Annotated in this window: 23 protein-coding genes, 3 tRNA genes and 2 pseudogenes; 12 read left to right on the top strand and 16 right to left on the bottom strand. The window is 74.0% G+C overall.

Annotated elements, in window-relative coordinates; translation table 11 throughout:
• Nucleotides 1-11: 11 nt before the first annotated feature.
• The 4 genes from RQM47_RS01440 to RQM47_RS01425 all read left to right on the top strand — a co-directional run bounded on the left by RQM47_RS01440 (nt 12) and on the right by RQM47_RS01425 (nt 1804).
• Nucleotides 12-350, top strand: a complete 339-nt coding sequence (locus RQM47_RS01440) for a cupin domain-containing protein (RefSeq protein WP_311663536.1) — start codon at nt 12-14, stop codon at nt 348-350.
• A 96-nt stretch (nt 351-446) separates the two neighbouring features.
• Entirely contained in the window at nt 447-1100 is a 654-nt protein-coding gene (locus RQM47_RS01435) for a DUF1361 domain-containing protein (protein WP_314007097.1), read from the top strand.
• A 4-nt stretch (nt 1101-1104) separates the two neighbouring features.
• Nucleotides 1105-1527: a hypothetical protein gene (locus tag RQM47_RS01430; protein ID WP_311663540.1), complete on the top strand. Its 423-nt coding sequence runs from the start codon at nt 1105-1107 to the stop codon at nt 1525-1527.
• Between the two features lie 76 nt (nt 1528-1603).
• Complete coding sequence (locus RQM47_RS01425) at nt 1604-1804, top strand: hypothetical protein (RefSeq protein WP_314007094.1); 201 nt, start codon at nt 1604-1606, stop codon at nt 1802-1804.
• A 160-nt stretch (nt 1805-1964) separates the two neighbouring features.
• Here the strand turns inward: RQM47_RS01425 and RQM47_RS01420 are convergent, their stop codons facing one another.
• From RQM47_RS01420 to RQM47_RS01400, 5 genes are all read right to left on the bottom strand, one after another.
• On the bottom strand, nt 1965-3413 hold the full coding sequence (locus RQM47_RS01420) for a pitrilysin family protein (protein ID WP_314007092.1): 1449 nt from the start codon (nt 3411-3413) through the stop codon (nt 1965-1967).
• Between the two features lie 80 nt (nt 3414-3493).
• Entirely contained in the window at nt 3494-4936 is a 1443-nt protein-coding gene (locus RQM47_RS01415; RefSeq protein ID WP_311663546.1) for a pitrilysin family protein, read from the bottom strand.
• Between the two features lie 162 nt (nt 4937-5098).
• Nucleotides 5099-5169: transfer RNA gene (locus RQM47_RS01410), tRNA-Cys, on the bottom strand.
• A gap of 57 nt (nt 5170-5226) precedes the next feature.
• Nucleotides 5227-5300 (bottom strand) — tRNA-Arg (locus RQM47_RS01405).
• Nucleotides 5301-5326: 26 nt separating this feature from the next.
• Nucleotides 5327-5400: transfer RNA gene (locus tag RQM47_RS01400), tRNA-Pro, on the bottom strand.
• 87 nt (nt 5401-5487) lie between these two features.
• Between RQM47_RS01400 and RQM47_RS01395 the strand changes: the two genes are divergently transcribed.
• Complete coding sequence (locus RQM47_RS01395) at nt 5488-5955, top strand: hypothetical protein (protein WP_311663548.1); 468 nt, start codon at nt 5488-5490, stop codon at nt 5953-5955.
• A 77-nt stretch (nt 5956-6032) separates the two neighbouring features.
• Here RQM47_RS01395 and RQM47_RS01390 read toward each other — a convergent pair whose 3' ends face one another.
• From RQM47_RS01390 to RQM47_RS01370, 5 genes are all read right to left on the bottom strand, one after another.
• Complete coding sequence (locus tag RQM47_RS01390; RefSeq protein WP_311663550.1) at nt 6033-6206, bottom strand: hypothetical protein; 174 nt, start codon at nt 6204-6206, stop codon at nt 6033-6035.
• 50 nt (nt 6207-6256) lie between these two features.
• Nucleotides 6257-6427 (bottom strand): 50S ribosomal protein L33, encoded by a 171-nt coding sequence (gene rpmG, locus RQM47_RS01385; protein ID WP_311663552.1) that lies wholly within the window; start codon nt 6425-6427, stop codon nt 6257-6259.
• Between the two features lie 33 nt (nt 6428-6460).
• A complete protein-coding gene (gene rpmB, locus RQM47_RS01380; RefSeq protein WP_311663554.1) occupies nt 6461-6700 on the bottom strand; it encodes a 50S ribosomal protein L28 in 240 nt (79 codons plus the stop codon).
• 462 nt (nt 6701-7162) lie between these two features.
• On the bottom strand, nt 7163-8410 hold the full coding sequence (locus RQM47_RS01375) for a hypothetical protein (RefSeq protein ID WP_311663556.1): 1248 nt from the start codon (nt 8408-8410) through the stop codon (nt 7163-7165).
• 56 nt (nt 8411-8466) lie between these two features.
• On the bottom strand, nt 8467-9360 hold the full coding sequence (locus RQM47_RS01370; RefSeq protein ID WP_311663557.1) for a tetratricopeptide repeat protein: 894 nt from the start codon (nt 9358-9360) through the stop codon (nt 8467-8469).
• Between the two features lie 409 nt (nt 9361-9769).
• Here RQM47_RS01370 and RQM47_RS01365 point away from each other — a divergent pair, with 409 nt between their 5' ends.
• From RQM47_RS01365 to RQM47_RS01350, 4 genes are all read left to right on the top strand, one after another.
• Complete coding sequence (locus RQM47_RS01365; RefSeq protein ID WP_311663559.1) at nt 9770-10213, top strand: DUF4783 domain-containing protein; 444 nt, start codon at nt 9770-9772, stop codon at nt 10211-10213.
• A 48-nt stretch (nt 10214-10261) separates the two neighbouring features.
• Complete coding sequence (locus RQM47_RS01360) at nt 10262-14341, top strand: ATP-binding protein (RefSeq protein WP_311663561.1); 4080 nt, start codon at nt 10262-10264, stop codon at nt 14339-14341.
• A gap of 343 nt (nt 14342-14684) precedes the next feature.
• The gene (locus tag RQM47_RS01355; RefSeq protein WP_311663563.1) at nt 14685-15140 is read left to right on the top strand and encodes a hypothetical protein; all 456 of its coding nucleotides are present in this window, start codon (nt 14685-14687) and stop codon (nt 15138-15140) included.
• A 123-nt stretch (nt 15141-15263) separates the two neighbouring features.
• Nucleotides 15264-15692: a hypothetical protein gene (locus tag RQM47_RS01350; protein WP_311663565.1), complete on the top strand. Its 429-nt coding sequence runs from the start codon at nt 15264-15266 to the stop codon at nt 15690-15692.
• A 187-nt stretch (nt 15693-15879) separates the two neighbouring features.
• On the opposite strand, the gene guaA is transcribed toward RQM47_RS01350, so the two are convergent.
• The 6 genes from guaA to serA all read right to left on the bottom strand — a co-directional run bounded on the left by guaA (nt 15880) and on the right by serA (nt 22388).
• Nucleotides 15880-17466, bottom strand: coding sequence for a glutamine-hydrolyzing GMP synthase (gene guaA, locus RQM47_RS01345; protein ID WP_311663567.1), 1587 nt, complete (start codon nt 17464-17466; stop codon nt 15880-15882).
• Nucleotides 17467-17575: 109 nt separating this feature from the next.
• Complete coding sequence (gcvH, locus tag RQM47_RS01340; RefSeq protein ID WP_311663570.1) at nt 17576-17962, bottom strand: glycine cleavage system protein GcvH; 387 nt, start codon at nt 17960-17962, stop codon at nt 17576-17578.
• 99 nt (nt 17963-18061) lie between these two features.
• On the bottom strand, nt 18062-19408 hold the full coding sequence (accC, locus tag RQM47_RS01335; RefSeq protein WP_311663572.1) for an acetyl-CoA carboxylase biotin carboxylase subunit: 1347 nt from the start codon (nt 19406-19408) through the stop codon (nt 18062-18064).
• A 69-nt stretch (nt 19409-19477) separates the two neighbouring features.
• Nucleotides 19478-19975, bottom strand: coding sequence for an acetyl-CoA carboxylase biotin carboxyl carrier protein (gene accB, locus RQM47_RS01330; protein ID WP_349256316.1), 498 nt, complete (start codon nt 19973-19975; stop codon nt 19478-19480).
• Between the two features lie 99 nt (nt 19976-20074).
• Entirely contained in the window at nt 20075-20644 is a 570-nt protein-coding gene (efp, locus tag RQM47_RS01325; RefSeq protein WP_311663576.1) for an elongation factor P, read from the bottom strand.
• Between the two features lie 514 nt (nt 20645-21158).
• Nucleotides 21159-22388, bottom strand: coding sequence for a phosphoglycerate dehydrogenase (serA, locus tag RQM47_RS01320; RefSeq protein ID WP_311663578.1), 1230 nt, complete (start codon nt 22386-22388; stop codon nt 21159-21161).
• Nucleotides 22389-22588: 200 nt separating this feature from the next.
• Here serA and RQM47_RS17385 point away from each other — a divergent pair.
• The 3 genes and pseudogenes from RQM47_RS17385 to RQM47_RS01305 form a co-directional block, all read left to right on the top strand.
• Nucleotides 22589-23437: pseudogene (locus RQM47_RS17385) on the top strand (PAS domain-containing protein); the annotation flags it as partial.
• 46 nt (nt 23438-23483) lie between these two features.
• Nucleotides 23484-23792: pseudogene (locus tag RQM47_RS01310) on the top strand (PAS domain-containing protein); the annotation flags it as partial.
• Nucleotides 23772-25421, top strand: coding sequence for a response regulator (locus tag RQM47_RS01305; RefSeq protein ID WP_314009432.1), 1650 nt, complete (start codon nt 23772-23774; stop codon nt 25419-25421). The pseudogene RQM47_RS01310 and the gene RQM47_RS01305, both read left to right, overlap by 21 nt.
• The last annotated feature ends 96 nt before the right edge of the window (nt 25422-25517 follow it).

Here is a 25517-nt window from a genome sequence, read left to right as displayed (position 1 = left end):
CCCCGCCCCTCATGGCCGACCAGTCCATCAAGAAAATCGATTCCTCCGCCTCGCCCCAGGGCGAGCTCGGGCAGACCTACCTCGTCAGCGGCACGTCCGTCGCCATGCGGCTCTGGAAGGAGTCGGCCGGCGAGGCCGGTGAGGATCACACGCGGCCGTACGAGACGGTCGGGTACGTGATCGAGGGCCGCGTCGAGGTCCACGTCGGCGACGACGTCGTCACGTGCGGAAAGGGCGACAGCTACCTCGTACCCGAGGGCACCGTCCGCCACTACAAGGTGCTCGACGACCTCACGGCTGTCGAGGCGACCTCCCCGCCCGCTCGCGTCAACGACCGCGACGACGGCTAGGGCCGGCGGCAAACTCTTTGCGAGCCGGGTGCAACACGCGCCCGGCTCGTTTCGTTGGGTGCGCTTTACTCGGCAAAGTCAGCCCGCCCCGCTCCCATGCTTACCTCCCCCCCCCGCCGTCTCGCCCTCGCCGTCGCGCTCGGCGGCTGGTGCGCCGCCCTCGTCGGCGTCCGCATCGGCCTCACCGGGTCCGGCTTCGGCCTGTTTCTCGGGTGGAACCTGTTCCTCGCCGCCGTCCCGCTCGCCGCCTCCACGTGGCTCGTCCGGCTCGACCGCCGGGGCGCGGGCGGGGCGGCGCTCGTTGCCGTCGGGGCCGTGTGGCTCCTGTTCTTCCCCAACGCCCCATACATCCTGACCGACCTCGTCCACCTGCGGGGCCGCCCGCCGGTCCCGTTCTGGTACGACCTCGCGGTCCTGCTCTCGGCGGCCGGCGTGGGGCTCCTGGCCGGCTACGTGTCGCTGGCCGACGTGCAGGGCGTGGTCGCGCGGCGCTGGGGCGGGGCGGCCGGGTGGGCGTCGGCCGTGGGCGCCCTGTTCCTCGGCGCGTTCGGGGTCTACCTCGGTCGCGTGCTCCGGTGGAACTCGTGGGACCTCCTGACCACCCCGCTCGGGCTCGCGCGCGACGTGCTCGGCCCGGTCCTCGCGCCGCACGCGCACCTCTCGGCCGTCGTCGTGACACTCGTGTTCGGCGGCATGCTGACGGCCGGCTACGTGGCGCTCCGCGCGCTGGCCGCCCCGCCCGCGCGCTAGCGGCGTGCTCTACGCCCTCTCGATCTGGACGCTCGCAGCGCTCGCCGTCCTGCTCACCGTGGTCCTCGTCACGGTCGGGAGCGGGGTAGTGCTGGCCGGAGCCGCCCGCCGCTGGGTCCGCGTGGCCGAGCAGGAGTCGCCGCCGCTGACGGGTGGGCGGGCCGTCGCCGACGCGGTCGGCACGTTCATCGTGGTCCTGGGCCTCCTCTGCTGGGCCGCGGTCGGGGCCGCGTACGCCGGCCTGTCGGTGCCGCCCGTGCGCCGGTGGATGCTGAGCGGGCCTCCGCCGCTCGACCAGCTCGGCGGCGGCCCGTTCGCGTTCTGGTCCCTCCTCCTGCTCGGCGTGGGCGGGGCGGTGTGCCTCGCCGCCGGCCTGTGGACGAAGGCGGACGCGTGGGACCCGGCGGACCCCTATGGGCCGGACTGACGTTTCTCCGCCCCGCCCGCTGTATGGTGTCCGTTCTCACGGCAGCACGCTACCGCTCCAAACATCCACCTCAGTCATGGCTCACGTAACCATTTCGGAAGACTCTCTCCGCCAGATGCTGCGTCAAGCCGTCGCGGACGCCCTCGACGACCGTCGTGATCTTCTCCGCGACGTGATGGCGGAGGTGCTGGAAGACGTCGCGCTGGCCGAAGCGATCCGAAGCGGCCTAGAGACCGACCGCGTAGAGCGAGACGACGTGTTCGCCGCTCTGGACTGAGCCTCGTGACGACGGCCTTCCGCACGAGCTTCCTCCGGGACCTTAAGAAGCTGAAGGACCAGCGAGTCCGGGGGCAGGTCCGTGCGGTGATCGAGTCTGTGGAGTCGGCCGCTTCCCGTAGCGACGCGACCGCGCCTGCACGCCCGCCCCGCCCCGCCCGCTACTCGATGGCGTCGACCGTCTCGACGGTCACGTCGTCGAACGGGGCGAGCTGCTCCTCGACGGCCGCCCGGTCGCCCACGACCACGATCGCGAGGTCGTCGCTGCGGAGGAGGTCGCGGGCCGTCCGCTGGACGTCGTCGGGCGTGACGGCGTAGACGCGCTGGACGTAGCCCTCGAGGTAGTCGCGGTCGAGCCCGTGGAGGTCGAGGAAAGCGAGGAACGCGGCGATCCCGCCGGGCGACGAGTTCTGCAGCACGAACGTCCCGGCGAGGTAGTTCTGGATTCCCTCCAGCTCGTCGGCCGAGGGCGGGGTGGTGGCGAGGCTGTCGATCTCGTACAGGATCTCGCGGATGGCCGGGCCGGTCGATTCGGTCACGACCGCCGCGCTCTCGGCCCAGTAGCCGTCGCGGAAGCGGACCGAGACCGACGAGCCCGGGCTGTAGGTGTAGCCCTTGTCCTCGCGGATGTTGCGCGTGATCCGGCTCCCGAAGCTCCCGCCGAGCAGCGCGTCCGTCACCTGGAGCGCGACGTAGTCGTCGGCGTCGGCCGAGGGGTCGATGGTCGGGAGCCCGACGTAGACGTTGGACTGGGCGGCCCCGGGCTGGTCGACGAGCACCACGCGCCGCCCCGCCCGCGCCTCGGGCGGCGTCGGGTCGGCGGGCGCCACGTCGGCGGCCCAGTCCCCGAATGCCTGGCGGACGGCGGCCTCGGTCTCGCCCTCGTCGAACTGGCCGACGACGTAGAGGTGGGTCCGCGCCGGACCGACGTGGGCCTCGTAGAAGGCGCGGACCGCGTCGGCGTCGGCGGCCTCGAGGTCGGCGGCGACGGGGAGGACGACGGAGGCGTAGGGGTGGTCGCCGTAGAGCGTCTTGCGGAACGCGGCGAGCGCGACCGTCCCCGGCTGCGAGCGGCCGACGGCGGCAGCGCGGAGCCGGTCGCGGCGGACGCGCTCGAAGGCGTCGTCGGGCAGGGCGGGGCGGCGGAGCACGTCGGCCGTCAGGCGCACGAACTCGGGCACGAACTCGGCGAGCACGCGGCCGCCGACCGTGGTCTGGTCGAGCCCGGCGCCGGCCGAGATCGCCCCGCCCATGGCGGCGGCGGCCTCGGCGATCTCCTCGGCCGAGAGCGTCTCGGTCCCCTCGGTCAACAGGTCGGCCGTGAGGTCGGCCAGGCTGTTCTGTCCCGGCCCCTCGTCCACGTTCCCCACGCGGACGACGGCAAGCACGTTGGCCTTCGGGATCGCGCCGTAGGGGACGAGCGTGACGCCGAGCCCGTTGTCGAGCGTGAACGTCCGCCCCTCGGGGAGGTCGAACGGGCGGGGCGGCCCGGGCGCGGGCGGGGTGGCGGGGAAGCTGGCTGCGCCTTCCCCTGCGGAGGTCTGGGCGCTCGCGGTCGGTGCGAGAGCGGCGAGCAGGAGCAGGGCGAGGGCGGGGAGGAGGCGGGTCATGAGGGCGTCGGCGTCGCGGCGTTGCAGGCAACGCCGGTGCGGGGCGGGGCGGCGGGACGAGGCAGCGGGGCGGGGCGGTGTCAGGTCCCTGCGCCGGCGGCATCGAGCTCGATCACGGTCCGGTTCTCGTCGCGGAGCACGCGCTGGGCGGTCCGCCGGATGAGCCCCGGCGTGACGGCCTCGAAGCGGTCGAGGACCGTGTTGATGCGGTCGGGGTCGTCGTCGAAGAGCGCGAACGAAGCGAGGAGGTCGGCGCGGCCGAGCCCGAACGTGCCGCCGAGCGTGTCGTAGAACTCGGACCGGAGCTCGACCTTGGCGCGGGCCAGCTCCTCGGGCGTGACGCCCTCGCGGGCCACGCGGTCGAGCTCGCGGTCGATGAGCGCCAGGACCGAGTCGGCCGGCGTCGACGCGTCGTGGACGAGCCAGGCCGACCACAGCGTCGGGCCGTTGTAGTTGAACAGGTTGCCGAGCGGCCAGTTGATGCCGCCGTCGACGCTCGCCGTCACGCCGGCCTCGCTTACGAGCGCTTGGTGGAGGCGGGAGTCCTCGCCGCCGAGGAGGATCTCGTTGAGGAGCCCCATCGCGTAGTACGCCTCGGAGTTGCGGGGCGGCATGTGGTACCCGAAGGCGAGCGCCGGCCGCTGCGCGAGCGAGTCGACCTTCGTCGCGCGCTTCTCGGCCTCTTGCGGGGGCTCCGAAATGTCGGGGATGGGCGGCACGTCGGCGCGCGGGATGCCGCCGAAGTAGCGCTCGACCCACGCCTCCGTTTGCCCCACGTCGATGTCGCCCACGACCACGACGACGGCGTTGTTCGGGGCGTAGTAGGTGTCGAAAAACTGCTGGACGTCGTCGAGCGTGGCCGCTTCGAGGTCGCTCAGCTCACCGTAGAAGTTGTGGGCGTTGTACCAGTTCTCGTTGGCCGTCTGGGGCAGGTCCAGCCACGGGAACCCGCCGTACGGCTGGTTGATGACGTTGACGCGGACCTCGTTGGAGACCACCCCCTGCTGGTTGGTCAGGTTCTCCTGCGTCACGTCGAGCCCGCGCATCCGGTCGGCCTCGGCCCACAGCATCGTCTCGACCGTGTTCGAGGGGACGATCACGAAGTAGTTCGTAAAGTCGAATCGGGTCGACCCGTTGAGGACGCCGCCGTTGCGTTGGACGAGGCCGATAAACTCGTTCTTGCCCAGGTGCTCGGACCCCTGGAACATCATGTGCTCGAACAGGTGCGCAAACCCGGTCCGGTCGCGGGGCTCGATGCGGAACCCGATGTTGTAGTACACCGCGACAATCGCCGTCGGCGCCGAGCGGTCGACGGAGAGGACGACCTTCAGCCCGTTGTCGAGCGTGTCGTAGACGACGGGGACCTCGAAGTCCGTGTCCGCGGGCTCGCCCATCTCCTCCTCGGTCAGCGGCTCGAACGCCGGCTCGGTCGACGGCGGCGGCTCGGGCGCCTCCAGGACGGTGACGCCGGACGAGCAGCCGGCGGCGAGGACGAGGACGGTGGCGAGGAACAGGGCGCGCATGGCGGGGCGGGGTGGGGGCTCTCGGGCGGGGCCAACTTCGCCCACCGGAGGGGGTTGGGCAACGGCCCCGCGCGCGGGACGGTCTCCGCCCCGCTCAGGCGCCCCGCCCCAACGCAGACCGCCCCGCCCTCGGCGGAGAGGGCGGGGCGGGGCGGGGCGGGGAGGTGCCGAGCGGATTTGAACCGCTGTGACAGGTTTTGCAGACCTGCGCCTAACCCCTCGGCCACGGCACCAGAGACCCGAAGCTACGACCGCCCCGCCCGGGCGGGATAGACCAGCCACGAAGACCGCGGGCCTGCCAGGACTCGAACCTGGAACCCTCGACTTAGAAGGTCGACGCTCTATCCTGTTGAGCTACAGGCCCACACGCCCCGCTAGGGCGGGGCGGTGTCGGGGCGGCCGGACTTGAACCGACGACCTCTGCGTCCCAAACGCAGCGCTCTACCGGACTGAGCTACGCCCCGAGGCGGCCGCCGCGGCGGCCACGCCCGAAGATACGCGGCGTCCTACCTTGCCGCCGCCCCGCTTCCGCGACGCCGACCGCCCCGCCCGTGCCCGCTCCGCCGCCCCGCCCCGACGCCGCCCGCGACGTGGCCCTCCCGCTCCGCATCGTCTGGGCGGCCGTCCTGGGCGGGGCGGCCGCGGCCCTGGGCACGATGGGGTGGCTCGCGCTCGCTCGGACGGTGCCCGCCCCGCTCGCCGACCGGGCCGAGGGCGCGTTCTACGTCGTCGCTCTGATCGGCGTCGTGGGGACCGCCGGCGCCTTCGCGCTCGTGCACCGGATGGAGCGGCGGCTGGGGCGGGCGGGGTCGGCCGCCGAGGCCGAGCGGACCGTTCGGCTCCACACAGTCGCCGCCCTCGCCGCCGCCGAGGTGCCGGCCCTCGCCGGCGCGCTCGCGGCGTTTCTCACCGGCGACCTCCTCGCCCTCGCGTTCGGGGCGCCACTGTTCGCCTTCGCCGCCTTCCTCTGGCCCAGCGACGACCGCGTGGGCGCGTGGCTCGGCGCCCGCCACCGCTAGCCGCCCCGCCCGTGCGCGCAAAAAAAAGGCGGCCCCGCCGAGCAGGGCCGCCTGGGGGCGGGGTGGCGCCGGAGGCTCTAAGCGGCCTGGGCCGCCTTGAGCTCGTCCTGGACGTTGCCCGCCTCGACCATCTTCGAGCGGAACTCGAACTGGCCGTTCTGCTTCTTCGAGGACACGATGATCTTCGCCATCTGCTTGGCCTCCTGGGCACCGCGGTTGGTCCGCTGGTTCTTCGAGACTTTCTTCGCCATGAGTCTGGGGGTCTGGTGGGGCGGGGCGGTCTAACGGACGGCCGCCGTCCCTATTTGATCTCGCGGTGCAGCGTGTGCTTCCGGAGGACCGGGTTGTACTTTTTGAGCTCGAGCCGGCCGGTCGTGTTCCGGCGGTTCTTCATCGTCGAGTAGCGCGACGAGCCCGGAGCCTCGGTGCACTCGAGCGTGACTTGGTGGCGGACGTCTTTGCCCTTGGCCATCGTCTCGGGGGTCTAGGGTGAGCGGGGGACGTTCTAAACGAGGGACGTTCCCTTGGCGCGCGCTTCGCGGAGCACGGCCGAGATCCCCTTCTTGTTGATCGTCTTGATCGTCTGCGCCGACACGCGGAGCGTGATCCAGCGGTCCTCCTCGGGCACGTAGAACCGCTTCTTCTGGAGGTTCACGTTGAACCGCCGCCGCACCTTGTTGTTGGCGTGGGAGACGTGGTTGCCGAACATCGGCTTCTTGCCGGTGATCTGGTCGGTTCGTGCCATCGGATCGGGGCCGAGCGGGGAGGGAGCAAAACGACGCCCCGCCGCTGGACAGCGCGCGGAGCGGAGTCGGGGAAGGTACGGGCCGCCCCGCCCGCGGCCAAACGCCAGGGCGCCCAAGCGTGTGAGTCTGGGGCGAAGACGAGGGGAAGGGCTGATCCGTGGCGGCGGATTCGTTCCGCCCGCGATCCCGCGAGCAGCGGGCGGGGCGGTCTCGAACAGCGCCACCCCGCCCGGCGACGGGCGCAGAAACGCAGTTCGCCGCGCCCGACGCGGGCGGGGTAGACACCGGCCGCACGGCCGCCCCGCCCATGCACCACGGGGCGGGGCGGGCGATTGCGTCACCTGCCACCTCCAGAGCAACATGCAGGTAGGGACAGGGTACTCGGTACGAGGTGCGTGAGCGCCGAGGTCAGATCGGACCGTACCTCGTACCCGGTACCCCGTACCCACCCGGAGGGCGCTCTAAAACAGCCCGAACCGGAGCTGCACCGCGTGCGCCCGCCGCCGCCGCTGCCCCATCAGGCGTCCGTCCTCGACCCCGTAGGTCGCGTAGGCCAGGCGCGCAAAGCGCGTCACGAGCGCCGCCCCGCCCGACGCCATCCCCTGGCTGAGCCCCGCTTGCACCTCGACGAGCCCGCCCAGCGTCGCCCGCGCCCCGCCGCGGAGGCCCGCCCGGACCGACTGGTCGTACTCGGCCGTCGACGCCGAGGTGTAGTCGAGGGCGAGCGCCGCCCCGCTCACGCCCGGCCCCTCGGGGAGCCGGAACGCCGCGCCGACGCGGAGGGCCGCCCCGCCCGCGCGCTCGGCGAAGCGGGCCTGGAGCGCCGCGATCTCGGCCGCGTCGTCCGGGTCGTCGGCCGAGCCGGAGACGGCGAACGACCGCTCGTAGCCGTAGGCGATCGCCCGGCCGAGGCCCGACACCTCGGCGCCCAGGTCGAGGCCGCGGACGCCCACGTCGCGCGCGAGCACGCCCAGCCCGACGCGGAGGCCGTCGCCCCGGAGCACGTACAGCTTTTCCGAGTCCGGGTGGAACGCGTCGAGCGCCTCGCCCTTGGCCGTCAGCCGCCGCTGGACATAGGTCGCCGACGCCCCGACGCTTACCGGGACCCCGAACGGCGTCAGGTCGGCCCCGACGACCGCCGGGACCAGCACGTCGGCCTGGCTGTAGAGGTCGACGTAGGGGACGCCCGCCCCGCCCCCCAGCACCTGCCCGCGCGTCACGGCGTGGCCGTAGAGCCCGACGCCGAACGCGACGCCGCCTACGCGAGCGCGGACCGACGGCGCCAGGACCGCCACGTCGAGCGTCTTCTGCGCGCCGCCCACGCGGAGCGCCTCGGCGTAGAGGGCTTCGAGCCGCTCGGGGTCCTCGTCCCGCATCCGCTCCAGTCCCTCGTCGAGGGCCGGGCCGAGGTCGCGGTCGTAGAAGTCGTACGTCTCGCGGAGGTTGCCGCCGGCCCCGGCCGTCACGCCGGCGACGCTCAGCGCGAGCCGGCGCGTGCCCGCGATGTGGGCGGGGTTGGCCAGGAACGGCGAGTCGAACGTGGGTAGCGCGGCCACCGCCCCGCCCGCCGCCAGCCGCGGGAGGTCGGGGAGGCCGACGGCGTCGTCCTGCGAGAGCGCCCCGAAGGGCTGGGCGGCGACGGAGCCGGCCGCCAGAGCGAGAGTGAGCGCGAGGAGCGGGCGGAGCCGCAGGGCGGGCAGCGTGGGCATGAGCGGGGGGACGAGCGTAGGCGGGGCGGGGCGGGGTGCGTCTCGGGCGGGGCGGCCTACGATTCGTCGCAGTAGTCGCCGACCGCGCGCTCGACCTCGTCGTAGGCGTCGAGGGCGATGTCCGCGACGTCGCTGCCGGCCGCGTCCTCGCCCAAGAGGAAGGCGCGGGCGTCGAGCGAGAGGAGCGCCTGGCCGAACCCGGCGGCGGCCTCGCGGGCGCTCGCCTCCAGGGCCGCCTCGTCGTCGGCGCAGACGCCCACGGACCCGTCGGCCAGGCGGTACCACGTGGCGGTCCGGTCGGCGGCCTCGGCCAGGCGCGTGTAGCTCGACACGAGCTGCGTGAGCCCGTTGACGGCTAGGGCCTGGCGGACCTGCGTCTCGCTCAGGTCCCGCGCGCGGAGGTCGCGGAGCGCTCCGTCGCGGTCGTACACGAGGGCGCCGCCGGCCACGCTCTGGCACACGTCGAAGCCCCGGATCGCGGACGGGACGACCGAGCGGAGGGCCTCGTCGGCCTCGCGGATGCGGGCGTCCTCGGCCTTGAGCTTGGCGTACCCCCCGACGTCCGCCAGGCCGAACGGCACCGCCGCCGGGTCCGACGCGTGCTCGCACGCCCCGTTCGGAGTGGCCTGTGCGCGGCGGGCGCCCCCGGCCTCGGTGCTCCCCGCTTGCTCGGTCATAAACCGGGCGATCCGGTCGATGTCCAGGACGCCGACGCCGCCCTGGTCGAGGAGCGTGGTCGCCAGCTCGACGCGCACCTCGGCGTTTTCGGGCTCCCGTTCGAGGGCGCCGCGGAGGAGGAGGGCCGCCGCCTCGTAGTTCCCCTTGCCCCGCTCGACGACGGCGTCGTTGAGGGCCGTCTCGACATTCGTGAAGGCGGCGCCGCCGGTCTCGTCGCACGCAGCGAGCGGGAGGAGGACGAGGGCAGCGAGGATTGTTCGGAGGCGGGGCATCGGAGAGGGGCGGGGTGGGGCCGAGGGGCATCGGCGGAGCGTGCGTGGGCATAAATCACCCCGCCCCACGTCCGCCCCGCGTAACGGGATCGCCGGTCATACCGCCCCGCCCGCGGACCAGAGGCGGCGCATGCGCGCCCAGAGCCGTGGCGTCGCAGGGCGCGGGCGGGGCGGCCCGGCGAACGGCCTGAAAAAGAGACACGTCCGTCTCCGATCCTCCCCACCCCGCCCCGCCGGTCCGGGGACCCGAGTCGCACCCGTGCGCTCGGTGCGTGTGGAGCGTCGTCGGGCGTGGGGCGTCGGGGCCGCCGTAGACGGGGCGGGGCGGGGCGGGCACGGCTCGGAGCGGGAGCACGGCCTATCTTTTGCCCCACGCCCGCGTCCGGTGTTTTCCCCGCACGTCCCGCTCATGGCGTTCCTCCTCTCGGCTCCCCATCGCCTCGCGCTCATCGGCGTGCTCGCGCTCGTTTTGGGCGCGGCCGGGGGCCGGCAAGAGTCGACCGACGACGTCCTCGAGCAGGTCAAGGCTGGGCTCGAGCAGGCCGACCCGGGCGCCGTGCTGGGCCGCGCCGATGCCCGCGTCGAGGTGGTCCTCTTCGGGCGGGGCGGGACCGTCCGCCGAACGCAGGCGGTCCACGTGCTCCGCGACTTTTTCCGCCGGTACCCACCGGACCGCGTGGCGATCGCTGAGCGGTCGTCGAGCGAGGACGGGCTCACGGCCATCTGGCGCTACTGGACGGCCGAGGACGGCCAGCCGCTCAACGTCCGGGCCGTTCACCGCGAGGGCGAGGGGGGCTGGAGGCTGGTCTCGCTCCGCGTCGAGCGGCGCTCGGCCCTCCGCGGCGGCCGCTGACGCCCGCCGGGGGGCGTGCTAGCTTCGCCCGGCCCGCTGCCCCTGCCCGTGACGCTCCCGCGCTCCCTGACCCGGCGCGGCGCCGTGCTCCTCGGCGGCGCCCTCGTGCTCCTCGCCCTGCTCGCCGCGACGCAGGCGTGGGCGGGCTGGCGCGCGTCGCGCGTGGGGCCGGGCGACGCGCGGCGGGTCCAGGTGCGGACGGTCGAGGAGGTCCGCGCGGCGCTCGCGGCCGACCTGGAGACGATGCGGGAGCGGGCTGAGGCGGTGGGGCGGCTGCCGGCCGTCCGAGAAGCCCTCGCACGGTCCGACACGGCCGCCGCCGGGCTCCCGCCGCCCCGCCCCGACCCGCCCGCGGCCGTGCTCGCGGCGGCCTTCGAGTCGCTCGCCGCCGAGACGGACGGCGGACGGCTGTCGGTCGAGGTCGTCGACCGGGACGGGGCGCTGCTGGCGTGGGAGGGGCCGTCGTTCCCGCGCGCCTCGGGGCCGCCGCCGGACTCGCTCCGCACGCGGGCCGTCGAGGACGAGGCCGAGCGGCGGGCGATCGCACTGTGGTTGCCGGTCCGCGCGGACGGCGACGTACTCGGGGCCGTCCGCGTCGTCCGGCTGGCGCAGGTCTCGGTCCCGGTCCGCAACCGCTTTCTCCAGGACTACGACCTGGCCGACGAGTGGCGGCCGGGCATCGAGCGGCCGTTCACGGTCCGCATCACGTCGCGCGTGCCGGCGCGGGCGGCGGCGCTCCGGGGGCCGGACGGGGCCGTGCTGGGGCAGGTGTCCGTGTCGGAGCCGTCGGTCGCGGCGCTGCGGGCGGGCCTCCACCGGTCGGCCGACGACGTGTCGGCCGCGTGGGCCGCGCTGCTCCTCGTGTGGGCGATGGGCGGGTTGGGCGGCCTCGTCCGCGCCGCGCTCCGCCGGGCGGGGCGGGGCGGCGGCTGGGGCCGGGCGGCGGCCGCGCTCACCGCGTTCGTGGGCGGTCTCGCGGCCACGCGCTACGGGCTCCTCGCCCTCGACGTGCCGGTCCGGTGGCTCGACCGCGCGCGGCGGCCGGCGGCCCTGTTCGACCCCGCGCTGCTTGCGTCCGACGTGGGGTGGGGCGCGCTCCGGTCGCCGGGCGACCTCGCGCTGTCCGCCCTGTTCGCGCTCACGGCCGCCTCGGCCGTCTTCGTCGTGGCCCTCCGGTTTGGGGCATCGCGCCCGTCGCCGGGGCGGGGCGGGGCGGCGGCCCTCTCGCTCGCGGCCGTGGCGGCGGCCGCCGCCGGGGCCGTCGCCGTCGGGGCCGTGTGGGTCCGGCAGGCCGTGCTCGACGCGACGATCGGGTACGCCGACCGCGCGACGCCGCTCCTGGACGGGCCGGCGGTCGTGGTGCTCGCCGGCCTCGTGGCGGCGCTGGCGGCGCTCGGGCTCGCGGTCGCGGCGGCCGTCCTCCTCGCGCGGTGGGCGGGGCGCGGGCGGGGCGGGGCCGTGGCGGCGGCCGTGGCCCTCGTCGCGGCGGGCGGGGCGGCCGCCTTCGTCTCCGCCCCGCCCCTGCCGTCGCTGGCGCTCGTGGGGCTCGGCCTCGGGTTCGCGCTCGCGCTCGGGGGGCAGCCGGAGCGGTGGACGCAGCCGGTCTCGTTCCGCGGCGTGCTCCTGGGCGCGCTCGTGCTGGCGCCGGTGGTGTACGGGTTTATGCGCGGGCCGCTCCACGAGCGGTCCGAGGACCTCCTCTCGGACGCGGCCTACGCGTTCTCGAACGCCCGCGACGAGCGCGTGTCGCTGGCCGTCGAGCAGGTGCTCGGCGACGCCCGCGCCGACGACGCGCTGGGGCCGGCGCTCCTGGAGGCCGTCGCCGAGGCCGACTCGGCCCGGACCGCCGGGCGCGCGCCGGCCGACTCGACGCGCGAGCGGCTCGACGTGCTCGCGGCCGGGCTCGTGACGAGCTCGCTCCTGGGCTCGCTCGCCGACGTGGCGACCGAACTCCGGCTCGTGGGGCCGGCCGGCGACACGCTGGGGAGCTACGTCGAGGGCGGCGCCGCCCCGCCCGCCGGACGCGGCGACCCGCTCGCGTTCGAGGCCATGCGCGAGGAGTACCTGGCCCGCGACGAGGGCGGCTCGTTCCGGCGGCGGCTGCCGGTGAGCGAGCGCCGCGGGCTCAGCCGGTCGGCGGCGATCGCCCCGCTCCTCACGGCCGACGACGAGGCCGTGGCGTGGATCTACCTCCGGGCCACGCCCCGCTCGGCCCGGTTCGCGACCGAGACCCCGTTCCCCCGCGTGCTCGCCCCGACGGGCCTGTTCGGGCTCGACGACGAAGCTCTGAGCTACGCTGAGTACGACGACGGCGTCCTCGTGCGCAACCGCGGCGAGGCCCCGCTCCGCCTGGACTCGACGGTCTTCCGCGTGCTCAGCGACCGGGCGCGCGGCTACGGCCGCACCGAGGCGCTCGGCGGGCGCGCCGTGCGGGCCTACTACCAGCGCTTGGGCGACGACGCCGAAGACGTCGTCGCCGTCCGCGCGCCGGCCGAGGACGGGCTCGACGTGCTGTTCGTGCTCCTCCGCCTGAGCCTCTCGGGCCTGGCGCTGGGCGGGGTGGTGTTCGTCGTCGGGCTGTGGCTGCGGTGGCAGGCCGGGCTCGTGCCGGCCCCGCGCACGCGGTTTCGCGACAAGGTCCTCAACCGCTTCCTCGTGGTCGGCCTCGCGAGCGTGGCGCTGACGGGCGTCGTGGGGCGGCAGGTGATCGTCGAGCAGAACCGGCAGTCGGTCCGCGACGCGCTCCGCCAGCGGCTGAACCGGGCCGAGGCCGCCCTCGCCTCGGCCGACGTCGAGGCCGGCGGGCTCGACGCCGTCGCCGCTGCGCTGGGCGTCGACGTCCACTTCTACGTGGGGCCGCAGCTGCGGGCGTCGAGCCGGCGCCAGCTCGTCCGCCAGCGCCTCATCGAGCCGCGCCTGCCGGGCGACGTCTACCGCGCCCTCTTCCTCGAAGGTGAGCCGTACGCGTTCGGGGCCGACCGGATCGGCACGTTCACCTACACGACGGGCTACAAGGTGCTCCCCGATTCGGCGGGGCGGGCGGCCGGCGCGATCGCGGTCCCCACGATCTCGGAGCAGGCGGCGATTGAGTCGGGTCAGGCGCGCATGGTGGCCTACCTGTTCGGCGGCCTCCTCGCCCTCCTCGCAGCCATTCTCGTCGTCGCCGCTGTCCTCGCCGGCCAGCTGACGCGCCCGTTCGCGCGGCTCCGCGAGGGGCTCCTCGCCGTCGGCGCGGGTGGGGCGGACCGGGCCGAGCTGGAGCCGATCCCGGTCGAGACGCGCGACGAGGTGGGCGAGCTGGTCGAGGCGTTCAACGGCATGCAGGCGGCGCTCGCCGAGAGCCGCCGGAAGCTGGCCGAGCAGGAGCGGGAGGTGGCCTGGAGCACGATGGCGCGCCAGGTGGCCCACGAGATCAAGAACCCGCTCATGCCCATGAAGCTCTCCGTCCAGTACCTCCAGCGGACGTTCCGGCCGCCCGGCGAGGAGGCGCCGCCCGACGACGTCCGCTTCGCGGGCCAGTTCGAGCGGACGACGGACATGCTCATCGACCAGATCGAGACGCTGAGCCGCATCGCGTCCGACTTCTCGACGTTCGCCCAGATGCCGGCCCGCGCGCCGGAGCCGCTCGACCTGGGCGGGGTGGCGCAGGAGGCGGCCGACCTGTTCGAGGGGCCGCTCGCCGAGAGCGGCCGGGCCGAGCTAGCCCTCGACCTGCCGGCCGCCCCGCTCACGGTCGTGGCTGACCGCGACGAGCTGCGCCGCGTGCTCGTGAACCTGCTCACGAACGCGCTCCAGGCGATCCCCGACCGCCCCGCCCCCGGCCGCATCCGGCTGGCCGCCGAGGCCGTCGACGCGGCGTGGGCCGAGGTCCGCGTGGCCGACGACGGGACGGGCATCGCGGAGGAGGCGCGGGACAACGTGTTCCAGCCCAGCTTCTCGACCAAGACGAGCGGGATGGGCCTGGGCCTGGCGATCTCGAAGCGGGCCGTCGAGGCCGTCGGCGGGTCGATCGCGTTCGAGACGGCCGAGGGCGAGGGGACCACGTTCACGGTCCGCCTCCCGCGCGTGGCGGGGGGCGATGGACTTGCCGCCCCGCCCGCGGAGGATCCGGGTGGGGTGGAACTGTGAGGCGGCCCGCCGGGGCGTCCTCGGGCGGGGCGGTCGGCGTCTGTGGCGCGCCGAGGGCGGGGCGGCGCGCGACCATCCCGCCCCCGCACCAGAGCGGCGTGCCCCCTCGTGCGGACACCACGCGTGGTCTCCCTGCGTCCCGGGGCCACGTCCCGCAGCGGGGCTCCTCGGGCGGGGTGGCAGTCTCGCGGCCACCGCGACGCCAGCGGAGGCCGCCCCGCCCGGACCGGACACGGCAAGCCGTGTCTCTACGAACGAGGGCGGGGTGGGGTGCACGCCCTTTTGCCGTAGGATGCTCTTCGGTGTCGCCGTAGCCTCGGCTTCTACCCGCCCCGCCCCTTCCATGAGCCGATTTGCGTTCGTCGCCGCGCTCGCCTGCCTCGGCGCGCTCTCGGCCTGCGACGGGGACGGCGTCGGGCGCTACCCCGCCCCGCTCGATTTGCCCAGTGCGTCCGTCGTGGAGCTGCGGACCACGGCGCCCGTCCCCGGCCGCTACAACGTGGAGGCGACCGTCGTCAAGATCACGCGGTGCTACTGCCCGCCGGACGTGTTCTGCGCGCCGTGCCTGTTCGCCGACGGCGTGGTCGTGTCGGAGACCGGGGCGCCGTTCCCCGAGAGCGACGCCGACAGCCTGGACGCTGCCGGCTACCTCCACGTCGCGGCCGAAGACCCCGAGCAGTTCGAGCGGGGCGGCCGGTACCTGCTCTCCGTCTCGGTCGAGTCGCGTTCTGAGGGCGTGGACGGCAGCGCTCCTCCCATCGTGTGGACCGACCTCCTTGGCTACGGACGGGCCGAGTAGCGGGGGCGCAGTGTCTCACCCCGCTCGGTTGGGGCGGGCGGGGCGGCTTAGCACGAGCGGGGCGGCGACCGATAGGGAGGGGAGCTACTGTGCTCTCCAGTCGGCCCTTTGGGTCCGCCCGCCGTGCGCCTCCCCGCCCTGGTTGTCCTGCTCCTGTCCGTTTCCGCGTGCGAGGGCGGGGCGGAGCGCGTCGGCGATGTCCACCCGGATTCGGTCTACGCCTTCGAGTCGGGCCAATTCGAGCCCGACAGCCTCCCCGGCATCGAGCGCCTGGACGCGGCCGCCGCGCAGGGCGACCCGGACGCGCAGTTCAAGGTGGCCTTCTTCCGCCACCACATGACGGGCGACTACGAGGCGGCCGTTCCCGTTTTCGAGCGGCTCGCCGCCAGCGGCCACCCGGACGCAACGGCGATGCTCGCGACGGTCTACATGTACGGGAACGGCGTCGAGGTCGACCACGACGAGGCCGCGCGATGGCTGGAGCGGGCCGCCACGCTGGGCCACGAACGTGCCGCCCGCGACCTCGCGGCGTACCGCGCCCGGCAGCGGTAGGCGCCACCCCGCCCTCGCACTAGGCCAAGGCGCTCTCCCATGCGGACACCATGCATGGTGTCCCTACGCCTCGGGGCGGGACTCCTCGGGCGGGGCGGTAGCGTCCTGCGGCTACCGGCAGGGACCGCCCCGCCCGCACCGGCACACGGGCGGGGTGGAGGGCTCGTCGCGCGTCACCCCTCGCCCGCTACTCCCACTCGATCGTCGCCGGCGGCTTGCTCGACACGTCGTACGCCACGCGGTTGATGCCGCGGACCTCGTTGATGATCCGGTTCGACGCCCGCCCCAGGACCTCGTACGGGAGCCGCGCCCAGTCGGCCGTCATGCCGTCGGTCGAGGTCACGGCGCGGAGGCACGCGGCCTGCTCGTAGGTGCGGAAGTCGCCCATGACGCCGACCGACTGGACCGGGAGCAACACGGCGAACGCCTGCCACACGTCGTCGTAGGTGCCCGAGCGTTCGAGCTCCTCGAGCCAGATCCGGTCCGCCTGGCGCAGCAGCTCGCACGCCTCGCGCGTGACCGGGCCGAGCACGCGGACGGCGAGGCCGGGGCCGGGGAACGGGTGCCGCCGGATGATCGCGTCGGGCACGCCGAGCGCGCGGCCCACGTCGCGGACCTCGTCCTTGAACAGCTCGCGGAACGGCTCGATCAGGTCGAACCCGAGCTTCTCGGGCAGCCCGCCCACGTTGTGGTGCGTCTTGATGGTCGCCGACGGCCCCTTAAAGCTGACCGACTCGATCACGTCTGGGTAGAGCGTGCCCTGCGCAAGAAAGCGCGGCTTGTGACCCAGCCGCTCGGTGATCGCCTCGGTCTCGGCCTCGAACACCTCGATGAAGGTCCGCCCGATGATCCGGCGCTTTTCCTCCGGGTCCTCGACGCCCGCGAGCCGGTCCAGGAACAGGTCGCTCGCGTCGACCGCGCGGAGGTCGATGTCGAACCCGTCGCGGAACGTCGTCTGCACCTGCTCGAACTCGCCCGACCGCAGCAGCCCGTTGTCGACGAACACGCACGTCAGCTGGTCGCCGATGGCGCGGTGCAAGAGGGCCGCCGCGACCGACGAGTCGACCCCGCCCGAGAGGCCGAGGACGACGTGGTCGTCGCCGACGGTCTCGCGAATCTCAGCGGTCTTCTCGTCGATAAACGAGCCCATCGTCCAGTCGCCCTTCAGCCCGCAGATCTCGGTCACGAAGTTGCCCAGCATGGCCGCCCCGTGCTCCGAGTGGACGACCTCGGGGTGAAACTGGACGCCCCAGATCGGCCCGTGCTCCGAGTCGGCCTCGGCGGCGACGGCGGCGATCGGCGCGTTGTCGGTCGCCGCGATCGAGCGGAAGCCGGCCGGCAGGCGCGTCAGGTGGTCGCCGTGGCTCATCCACACGACGGAGCCCTCGGGGACGCCCCGGAACAGGGCGTCCTCCTCGTGGGCAACGATCGGCGCGCGCCCGAACTCGCGGTGGTCGCTCGCCTCCACCCCGCCCCCGAGGGCGTGCGCGAGCGCCTGGAGCCCGTAGCAGATGCCGAGGACGGGGACCGCCCCGCCCCCGGGCGTCTCCAGCGACAGCAGGGCGGGGTCGACCTGCGGCGAGCCCTCGTCGTAGACCGAGAGCGGCCCGCCCGACAGGATGAGCCCGCTGGGCCGCATCGCCGCCACCTCGTCCGCCGAGACGGTGCACGGGTGGATCTCGCAGTAGACGCCGGCCTCGCGGACGCGCCGCGCGATCAGCTGCGTCGTCTGGCTCCCGAAGTCGAGGACGACGACCGTTTCGTGGTGAGTCATGAGGGATGGGAGAGGGATACGGGATGGGGAGGGATGGGCAGACGGGGCGGGGCGGCCTCAGAGGGCGGGGCGGTCCGCCGATCCCTCCATGCCTCTATCCCTCCGTCCCTCAGTCCGCCCCGATCATCTCCTTGTACTCGTCCACCGACAGCAGGCCGTCCACGTCCGACGCCTGGGCGGGGCGGAGCTTGACCATCCACCCCGCCCCGTACGGGTCCGTGTTGACGGACTCGGGGGCGTCGTCGAGGTCGGGGTTCACGGACTCGACCGTGCCGGCGATCGGCGCGAACAGCTCGCTCACCGTCTTGACCGCCTCGACGGTCCCGAACGGCCCCTCGGCCTCGACCTCGGTGCCCTCGGCCTCCATCTCGACGAACACGATGTCGCCCAGCTCGCTCTGCGCGTAGTCCGTGATCCCGACGGTCACCAGCCCGTCGTCTTCGAGGCGGACCCACTCGTGGTCCTTGGTGTAGCGGCAGTCGTCGGGGAAGGTCATGAGGGATGCGGGATGGGGAGGGATGGAGGGACGAGCAGAGGTGGACGGGGACGGCCGGGGCGGGGCGGCGGTCTGCCCATCCCTCCATGCCCGATCCCTCTATCCCTCTTTGACCAGCTCGAACCGCTCGAGGAACTTCGTGTCGAAGTCGCCCGCGAGGAAGCGCGGGTCCTGGAGCAGCTGCTGGTGGAAGGGGACCGTCGTGTGGAGGCCCTCGATGATGAACTCGTCGAGCGCCCGGAGCATCTTGCGGATCGCCCGCTCGCGCGTGTCCTCGCGGACGATGAGCTTGGCGATGAGCGAGTCGTAGGTGGGCGGGACCGTGTAGCCGGCGAACACGTGCGTGTCGCACCGAACGCCCCGCCCCTTCGGGCTGTGGAAGGCGGTGATTGTGCCCGGCGAGGGCGAGAAGTTGCGGAACGGGTCCTCGGCGTTGATCCGGCACTCGATGGAGTGGCCGCGCGGGGCGCGGTCGCCGCTCGTAATCGTCTCGCCCGAGGCCACGCGGATCTGCCACTCGATCAGGTCCGTGTCGGTCACTTCCTCCGTCACCGGATGCTCGACCTGGATCCGCGTGTTCATCTCCATAAAGTAGAAGTCGCGGTTCTTGTCGAGCAGGAACTCGACCGTGCCTGCCCCGCGGTAGTTGACCGCGAGCGCGCCGTCGATCGCGGCCCGGCCCATCCGCTCGCGGAGGTCGGCGTCGACGACGGGGCTGGGCGACTCTTCGAGGAGCTTCTGGTGGCGGCGCTGGATCGAGCACTCGCGCTCGCCAAAGTGGACGACCGTGCCCTGGCCGTCGCCGACGAGTTGGATCTCGACGTGGCGCGGCTCCTCGACGAACTTCTCGATGTAGAGCCGGCCGTCGCCGAAGGCGTTGGCGGCCTCGGTCCCGGCGGCCACGAACAGCTTCTCGAACTCGGCCTCATTGCTGGCCATGCGCATGCCGCGGCCGCCGCCGCCGGCCGACGCCTTGATCATGACCGGGAAGCCGGCCTCGCGCGCCGTCGCGAGCCCCTCGGCCACGTCGGCGACCGCCCCGCCCGAGCCGGGCACGACGGGGACGCCGGCCTCGCGCATGGTCTCCTTGGCGACCGACTTGTCGCCCATCTTCGAGATCGTCTCGGGGCGCGGGCCGATAAAGGTGAGGTCGTGGTCGTCGCAGACGCGGGCGAACTCGGCGTTCTCGGCCAGGAACCCGTAGCCCGGGTGGACGGCGTCGGCGCCCGTGACCTCGGCCGCCGCGATGATCGACGGGATGTGGAGGTAGCTCTTAGCGCTCGGCGGCGGCCCGATGCACACGGCCTCGTCGGCGAACTTGACGGGCAGCGAGTCGCGGTCGATCGTCGAGTAGACGGCGACCGTCTTGATCCCCATCTCGCGGCACGTCCGGATGATGCGGAGCGCGATCTCGCCGCGGTTGGCGATCAGGACTTTTTTAATCATGGAGCGTGTTGCGTGTTGCGTGTCCAGTGTTTGCATGTAAACACGCAAGGCTGAACACGTAACAGGGCTCTACTTTTCGATCACGAACAGGGGCTGGTCGAACTCAACCGGCTCCGCGTTCTCGACGAGGAGCCGGGTGACGGTCCCGGCCTCCTCGGCCTGGATCTCGTTCATGAGCTTCATCGCCTCGATGATGCACAGCGTCTGGCCGACCTCGACGCGGTCGCCGACGGCCACGAACGGGTCGGCCTCGGGCGAGGGCGCGGCGTAAAACGTGCCGACGATGGGCGCGAGGACCAGCGACTCGTTCGCGCCCGAGCCGGGCTCGGCGGCCGCCCCGCCCTCGTCCGGCGCGGGCGGGGCGGGCGACACGGCGGCGGGCGCAGTGCTGGGCGGGGCGGCGGCGGCCGGCGGCGCCGTCATCACGACGGGCGGGGCGGTCGACGCCGGCGCCGGCCGCTGCGTGGCGCGGACGGTCAGCTTGAACCCCTCCTCTTCGACCTTCACCTCGGCCAGGCCGCTCTCGGCGACGATCTCGAGGAGGCGCTGAATCTTGTCGAGGTCCATGTCCATGTGCCAGAGCGGGCGGGGCGGAGAGGCGCGGAATCTACGGCGCGGGGCGGCGGAGCGGTACCGGGCCGCCCCGCCCGTTCAGTCCGACGGGCGCTAGGCGGCCGTCACGCGGGTTTGGTAGGAGCCCGTCTCCGGGTCCACGCGGACGATGTCGCCCTCGTTGATGAAGAGCGGCACCTGGACCGTCGCCCCGCTCTCGAGCGTGGCCGGCTTGGTGGCGCCGGTCGCCGTGTCGCCCTTGAGGCCGGGGTCGGTCTGCGAGACCGCGAGCTCGACCATGCGCGGGAGCTCGACGTTGAGCGGCTCGTCGGAGCCGGCGTCGAAGAGGACGTCGATCATGCCGCCCTCCTTGATAAACTCCTTGCCCGTCACGAGGTCGCTGCGGAGCGTCCGCTGCTCGTACGTCTCGGTGTTCATAAAGTGGAGGCCCAGGTCGTCCTCGTAGAGGTACTGCATCTGGCGGCGTTCGACGCGGACGTCCTCGACCTTCTCGCCGGCCCGGAACGTGGTGTCGACGATCTTCCCGTTGCGGACGTTCTTGAGCTTCCCGCGCACGAACGCCCCGCCCTTGCCGGGCTTGACGTGCATGAACTCAACGATCTGCCAGAGGTCGTTCTTCCAGTTGAGGACGAGGCCGTTGCGGAAGTCTTGCGTGGAGGCCATGCGGTCGGGGCGGGGTGGCGTGGGCGGAAAAGCTACTCCGCCGCCGCCCCGCCCGCGGCGAATCGCGCGTGGAGCCGGGCGGCCCCGGTGGACCTAACGGGCGGGGCGGCGCTCCTCCCGCACCCAGACGCGGACGCTCGCCGGCCCGAACGCCTGCGCGCCGACGCCGCCGGCCGGCGCGAGCCCGTCCAGGTCCACCGCCCCGCCCTCGGCGTCGGTGGGCGGAGCCAGAGGGCCGGCACGGGCGGGGCGGGGGTGTGCGGGCGGGGCGGCCGCAGACTAACGCCCGGCCCCGCCCGTGCGCGTCGGCCCGAGGTCGGGGACTCGGTACGGGGCGCTCGGTACAGAGGGCGGGGCGGGCGACCGTCCAGGGCCGCCCCGCCGTTGCGTGCAACGGCGCTACAGGGTCCCGCCAGGGCGGAGCGGTCGGGGGCGACGCGACCGCCCCGCCCCCGCGCCGTGCGGGCGGGGCGGGCACCTTCCCGTACCCCGTACCCCGTACCCCGTACCGGCCTTAAAACAGGACGCGCGTGCGGATCGTCCCCTCAACCTCGCGGAGCGCGCCGAGCGCCTCGTCCGACGTCCGGCCGTCGAGGTCGGTCACGACGTAGCCCAGGTCGCCGCGCGTCTGGAGAAACTGGGCCTCGACGTTCGCTCCGACGTCGGAGAACACGCCGTTGACGGCCGCGATCACGCCCGGCACGTTCCGGTGCATGTGCAAGATGCGGTGGGCGCCCGGGTGCGGCGGGAGCGCCACCTCGGGCACGTTCACCGACGTCTCCGTGCTCCCGTTGTCGCTGTAGCGGACGAGCTTGCCGGCCACCTCGGCGCCGATGTTCTCCTGGGCCTCGACCGTCGAGCCGCCAACGTGCGGCGTCAAGAGCGCCCGGTCGATCCCCTGGAGCGGCGACGTGAACGGGTCGTCGTTCGAGGCCGGCTCGGTTGGGTACACGTCGACGGCGGCGCCGGCGAGGTGGCCGCGCCCGAGCGCCGCGGCGAGCGCGCTGAGGTCGACGACCGACCCGCGCGAGGCGTTGAGGAGCACGGCGTCGGGCTTCATGCGCGCGATCTCGGCCGCCCCGACGAGCCCCCGCGTTTGCGACGTGTCCGGCACGTGGAGCGTGACGACGTCGGCCTGGTCCAGCAGGGCGCCCAGACTGGGGGCGGGGTGGGCGTTCCCGAGCGGGAGCGTGGCGGCCGTGTCGTAGAACACGACGCGCATCCCGAGCCCCTCGGCCAGCACCGAGAGCTGCTTGCCGATGTTGCCGTAGCCCACGATTCCCAGCGTCTTGCCGCGGATCTCGCGGCTCGTCCCCACGCTCTTGGCCCACTCGCCGCGGTGCGCCCGCGCGTTCTTCTCGGGCACGCCGCGGAGCAGCAGGATGGCCTCCGCGAGCACCAACTCGGCGACGGACCGCGTGTTCGAGAACGGGGCGTTGAACACGGCCACGCCGCGCCGGCTCGCCGCCTCCAGGTCAATCTGGTTGGTCCCGATGCAGAACGCGCCCACGGCGACCAGCTTCTCGGCCGCCCTGAACACGTCGGCCGTCAGCTGCGTCCGCGAGCGGATGCCCAGAAAGTGCACGTCGCGGACGAGGTCGAGGAGCGCGTCGCCGGTCGCCGCCCCGCCCTCGCGCTCGACGCGCGTGTAGCCGGCCTCCCGGAAGGCCCGGACGGCGGTGTCGTGAACGCCCTCCAGGAGCAGGACCTTGATCTTGTCTTTGTCGAGCGACGTGGCGGCCATCGGGCGGGGCGGTCGTGGGGCGGGGCGCGCCGGTCGAACCGGCCGCGCGGCGCGCTGATCCGGGCGGCTCGGGCGGGGCGGCCCCGGAAACGTGCGGCGGCGGTTAACGGCCGCCGGGCAGGCTCCGATACCTGCGTCCCGTTCCCCCGCCGCCCCGGACCGTGCCCACCGCCCCGCCCGCCCCGCCCGCCACCGAGGCCATGACGCCGTCGGCCCTCCGCGCGCACCGGCTGATGATCCTGCTGGCGGCCGTGGCGGCCATCACGTTGTGGGTGATGGACCGGCTCGGGGGGCGTGTCTACGACGACCCTCTCGCCTACCGGCTGGTGATCTCCGGTGCGGCCGCTACCGTGCTCGTGCTGACGTACGTGAGCGACGGGGTCCGGCAGCGGCTCCGGGGCATCACGCTGACGATCGCCTACGCGGCCGCCCTGTTTTTCGGGTGGGCGGCGGTACGGAACGGGCTCGACACGAACTGGACGTCGACGCACCTCTTGGCCACCGCCCTGACCGGGCTCGTGATCGCCCAACTCGCGCGGACCGAGCGCGAGCTGTTCGGCTCGCTCGCGGCCCTCGCCTTGACCCTCTTCATCCCAGCGGCGTGGACCGCCCCGCCCGTCGGGGAGCTCGCGCTCCCGCTCGCGTCGCTCGCGACGACCGTCGCGTTCTTCCTGACCGCGCTCGGGATCGTCAGCGTGGCGCGGCTCCGAGACCTCCAGGCGCTCCGTGAGAGCCAGGACGCGCTGTCAGCGTCGTACGGCCGGCTCGTCGCTGCGACCGAGGAGGCCGAGAGCCGGCGCCGCCTGCTCCAGACCGTCGTCGACGCCATCCCCGACGCCATCTTCGCTGTCGACCGCGACGGCCGCTTTATCGCTGCCAACGCGACGGGCGCCGAGCAGACCTCGGCCGGGAGCGTCGAGGGCCTCTTCGGGAAGACGGCCCACGACGTATTGCCGCCCGACATCGCCAAGACCATGCACGAGGAGCGGCTCCCGATCTTCGAAACGGGGGAGGCCATCGTCGGCGTGGAACACGCGGTCACCGCCCGCGACGGCCGCGAGCTGTCCGTACTCACGACGCGGGTCCCGCTCCGCGACGGGGGCGGGGCGCCTGGTCCTCGCCAACGCCCGCCCCGCCCAGATCTATTCGGGGGCTACGGTCGAGGACATCCTCGGGAAACGACCGGCGGATCTGCTCCCCGCGCCGATCGCCCGCGAGGTCGAGCGGCGGCTACGGGACATCCTCGACCGCAACGAGGCCGGTTGCCCGTTCGAGCACTCGCTCGTCGACCGGGCCGGCCGCGCGCGCACGGTCGAGGCCGTGCACGTCCCGCTCCGCGACGCCGCGGGCGGGGCGGTCGGCGCGATCGCCGTGGTGCGCGACGTGACCGAGGCGAAGGCGGCGCGGACCGCGCTCCTCGCAGCGAAGGAGGCGGCCGAAGCCTCAACGCAGGCGAAGAGCGAGTTCCTGGCCAACATGAGCCACGAGATCCGCACGCCCATGAACGGCGTGATCGGGATGACGTCGCTCCTGCTGGATACGGACCTCGACGCCGAGCAGCGCGGGTTCGTCGAGACCGTGCGCACGAGCGGCGACGCGCTCCTCACCCTCATCAACGACATCCTCGACTTCTCCAAGATCGAGGCCGGGCACCTCGACCTCGAGGAGGCCCCCTTCGACGTGCGGCAGGCGGTCGAGGACGCGCTCGACCTCGTCGCGCAGCCGGCGGCCGAGAAGGGCGTCGAGCTCGCCTACGTCGTCGAGGACGGCGTGCCGGGCGCCGTTGTGGGCGACGCGAGCCGGGTCCGGCAGGTGCTCGTGAACCTGCTCTCGAACGCGGTCAAGTTCACGCACGAGGGGAGCGTCTGCGTCCGCGTCTCGGCCGCCCCGCCCGACGTCGAGGACGGCGGGCGGACCTCGCTCCGCGTGGCCGTCGAGGACACGGGCATCGGGATCGAGCCGGGCAAGCTCGACCACGTGTTCGGGAGCTTCACGCAGGCCGACGCCTCGACGACGCGGCGGTTCGGGGGGACCGGGCTGGGGCTGGCCATCTCGAAGCGGCTCGTCGAGCTCATGGGCGGCGAGATCCACGCCGAGTCGGAGCCCGGCGCGGGGTCGACGTTCGCGTTCACGGTCGAGGCGACCGTGGCCCCGTCGGAGCGCCGGGTGTTCCTGCGGCCCGAGCAGCCGGCGCTGGCCGGCCGGCGCGTGCTCGTCGTCGACGACCACGCGGTCAACCGCGAGATCGTGACGCGGCTGGCGGCCCGGTGGGGGATGCGCGCCGACGCCGTCGCGTCCGGCGCCGAGGCCGTCGCCGCCGTGGCCGACGCCGCGAGCGGGGCGGACCCGTACGACCTCGTCGTGCTCGACATGCAGATGCCGGACCTCGACGGGCTCGGCGTCGCCGCGGCGCTCCGGGCCGGCCCCGCCCCGCCCCCGCTCATGGTCCTGCTCACGTCGGTGGCCCGCGACGCCGCGCTCCGCGAGCGGGCCGAGGCCGCCGGCGTCCACGCGGTCCTCTACAAGCCGACCAAGCCGGCCCTCCTCTACGACGTCCTGGTCGGCGCGTTCGCCGGCCCCGGGCGGGCCGCCCCGCCCTCGGCGCCGGCGGCCGAGCGGGGCGGGGCGGGGGGCGCCGTCGCGGTCCTGCTGGCCGAGGACAACGTGGTCAACCAGAAGGTGGCCCTCCGCATCCTCGAGCGGCTGGGGCACGGGGCCGACGTGGCGGCGAACGGGGCCGAGGCCGTGGCCGCGGTGCAGGCTCGGGCGGCGCGGGGGCGGCCGTACGACCTCGTGCTGATGGACGTGCAGATGCCGGAGCTCGACGGGCTCGACGCGACGCGGCAGATCCGGTCGGCCGACGTGGCGCAGCCGCGAGTCGTCGCGCTCACGGCCAACGCGATGCGGGGCGACCGGGAGCGGTGCCTGGCGGCCGGGGCCGACGACTACCTCACGAAGCCGGTCAAGCTCGACGACCTCCGGGCCGTGCTCGCGGACGTGGCCGCCGCCGGGGGCGGGGCGGTCGCGGCGTAGGGGGCAATGGCGAAGGGGCGCGGGGCAGGGCCGCCGCCCCGCCCGTGGCCGCCGCCCCGCCCACGCCGAGGGCGGGGCGGGAACCGTGGGGCGGGG

Origin of the sequence: Rubrivirga sp. S365, assembly GCF_032248475.1 — a bacterium.
Classification (GTDB): Bacteria; Bacteroidota; Rhodothermia; order Rhodothermales; family Rubricoccaceae; genus Rubrivirga; species Rubrivirga litoralis.
This window is presented reverse-complemented; position numbering and strand designations above follow the sequence as displayed.

Coding starts and splice junctions, on each gene's coding strand:
- RQM47_RS01425 (WP_314007094.1), top strand. CDS start 1,604: ATGGCTCACGTAACCATTTCGGAAGACTCTCTCCGCCAGATGCTGCGT.
- RQM47_RS01390 (WP_311663550.1), bottom strand. CDS start 6,206: ATGGCGAAGAAAGTCTCGAAGAACCAGCGGACCAACCGCGGTGCCCAG.
- serA (WP_311663578.1), bottom strand. CDS start 22,388: ATGGCCGCCACGTCGCTCGACAAAGACAAGATCAAGGTCCTGCTCCTG.
- rpmB (WP_311663554.1), bottom strand. CDS start 6,700: ATGGCACGAACCGACCAGATCACCGGCAAGAAGCCGATGTTCGGCAAC.
- gcvH (WP_311663570.1), bottom strand. CDS start 17,962: ATGACCTTCCCCGACGACTGCCGCTACACCAAGGACCACGAGTGGGTC.
- RQM47_RS01435 (WP_314007097.1), top strand. CDS start 447: ATGCTTACCTCCCCCCCCCGCCGTCTCGCCCTCGCCGTCGCGCTCGGC.
- accC (WP_311663572.1), bottom strand. CDS start 19,408: ATGATTAAAAAAGTCCTGATCGCCAACCGCGGCGAGATCGCGCTCCGC.
- RQM47_RS01370 (WP_311663557.1), bottom strand. CDS start 9,360: ATGCCCCGCCTCCGAACAATCCTCGCTGCCCTCGTCCTCCTCCCGCTC.
- RQM47_RS01365 (WP_311663559.1), top strand. CDS start 9,770: ATGGCGTTCCTCCTCTCGGCTCCCCATCGCCTCGCGCTCATCGGCGTG.
- RQM47_RS01355 (WP_311663563.1), top strand. CDS start 14,685: ATGAGCCGATTTGCGTTCGTCGCCGCGCTCGCCTGCCTCGGCGCGCTC.
- RQM47_RS01375 (WP_311663556.1), bottom strand. CDS start 8,410: ATGCCCACGCTGCCCGCCCTGCGGCTCCGCCCGCTCCTCGCGCTCACT.
- efp (WP_311663576.1), bottom strand. CDS start 20,644: ATGGCCTCCACGCAAGACTTCCGCAACGGCCTCGTCCTCAACTGGAAG.
- RQM47_RS01420 (WP_314007092.1), bottom strand. CDS start 3,413: ATGACCCGCCTCCTCCCCGCCCTCGCCCTGCTCCTGCTCGCCGCTCTC.
- RQM47_RS01440 (WP_311663536.1), top strand. CDS start 12: ATGGCCGACCAGTCCATCAAGAAAATCGATTCCTCCGCCTCGCCCCAG.
- guaA (WP_311663567.1), bottom strand. CDS start 17,466: ATGACTCACCACGAAACGGTCGTCGTCCTCGACTTCGGGAGCCAGACG.
- accB (WP_349256316.1), bottom strand. CDS start 19,975: ATGGACCTCGACAAGATTCAGCGCCTCCTCGAGATCGTCGCCGAGAGC.
- RQM47_RS01415 (WP_311663546.1), bottom strand. CDS start 4,936: ATGCGCGCCCTGTTCCTCGCCACCGTCCTCGTCCTCGCCGCCGGCTGC.
- rpmG (WP_311663552.1), bottom strand. CDS start 6,427: ATGGCCAAGGGCAAAGACGTCCGCCACCAAGTCACGCTCGAGTGCACC.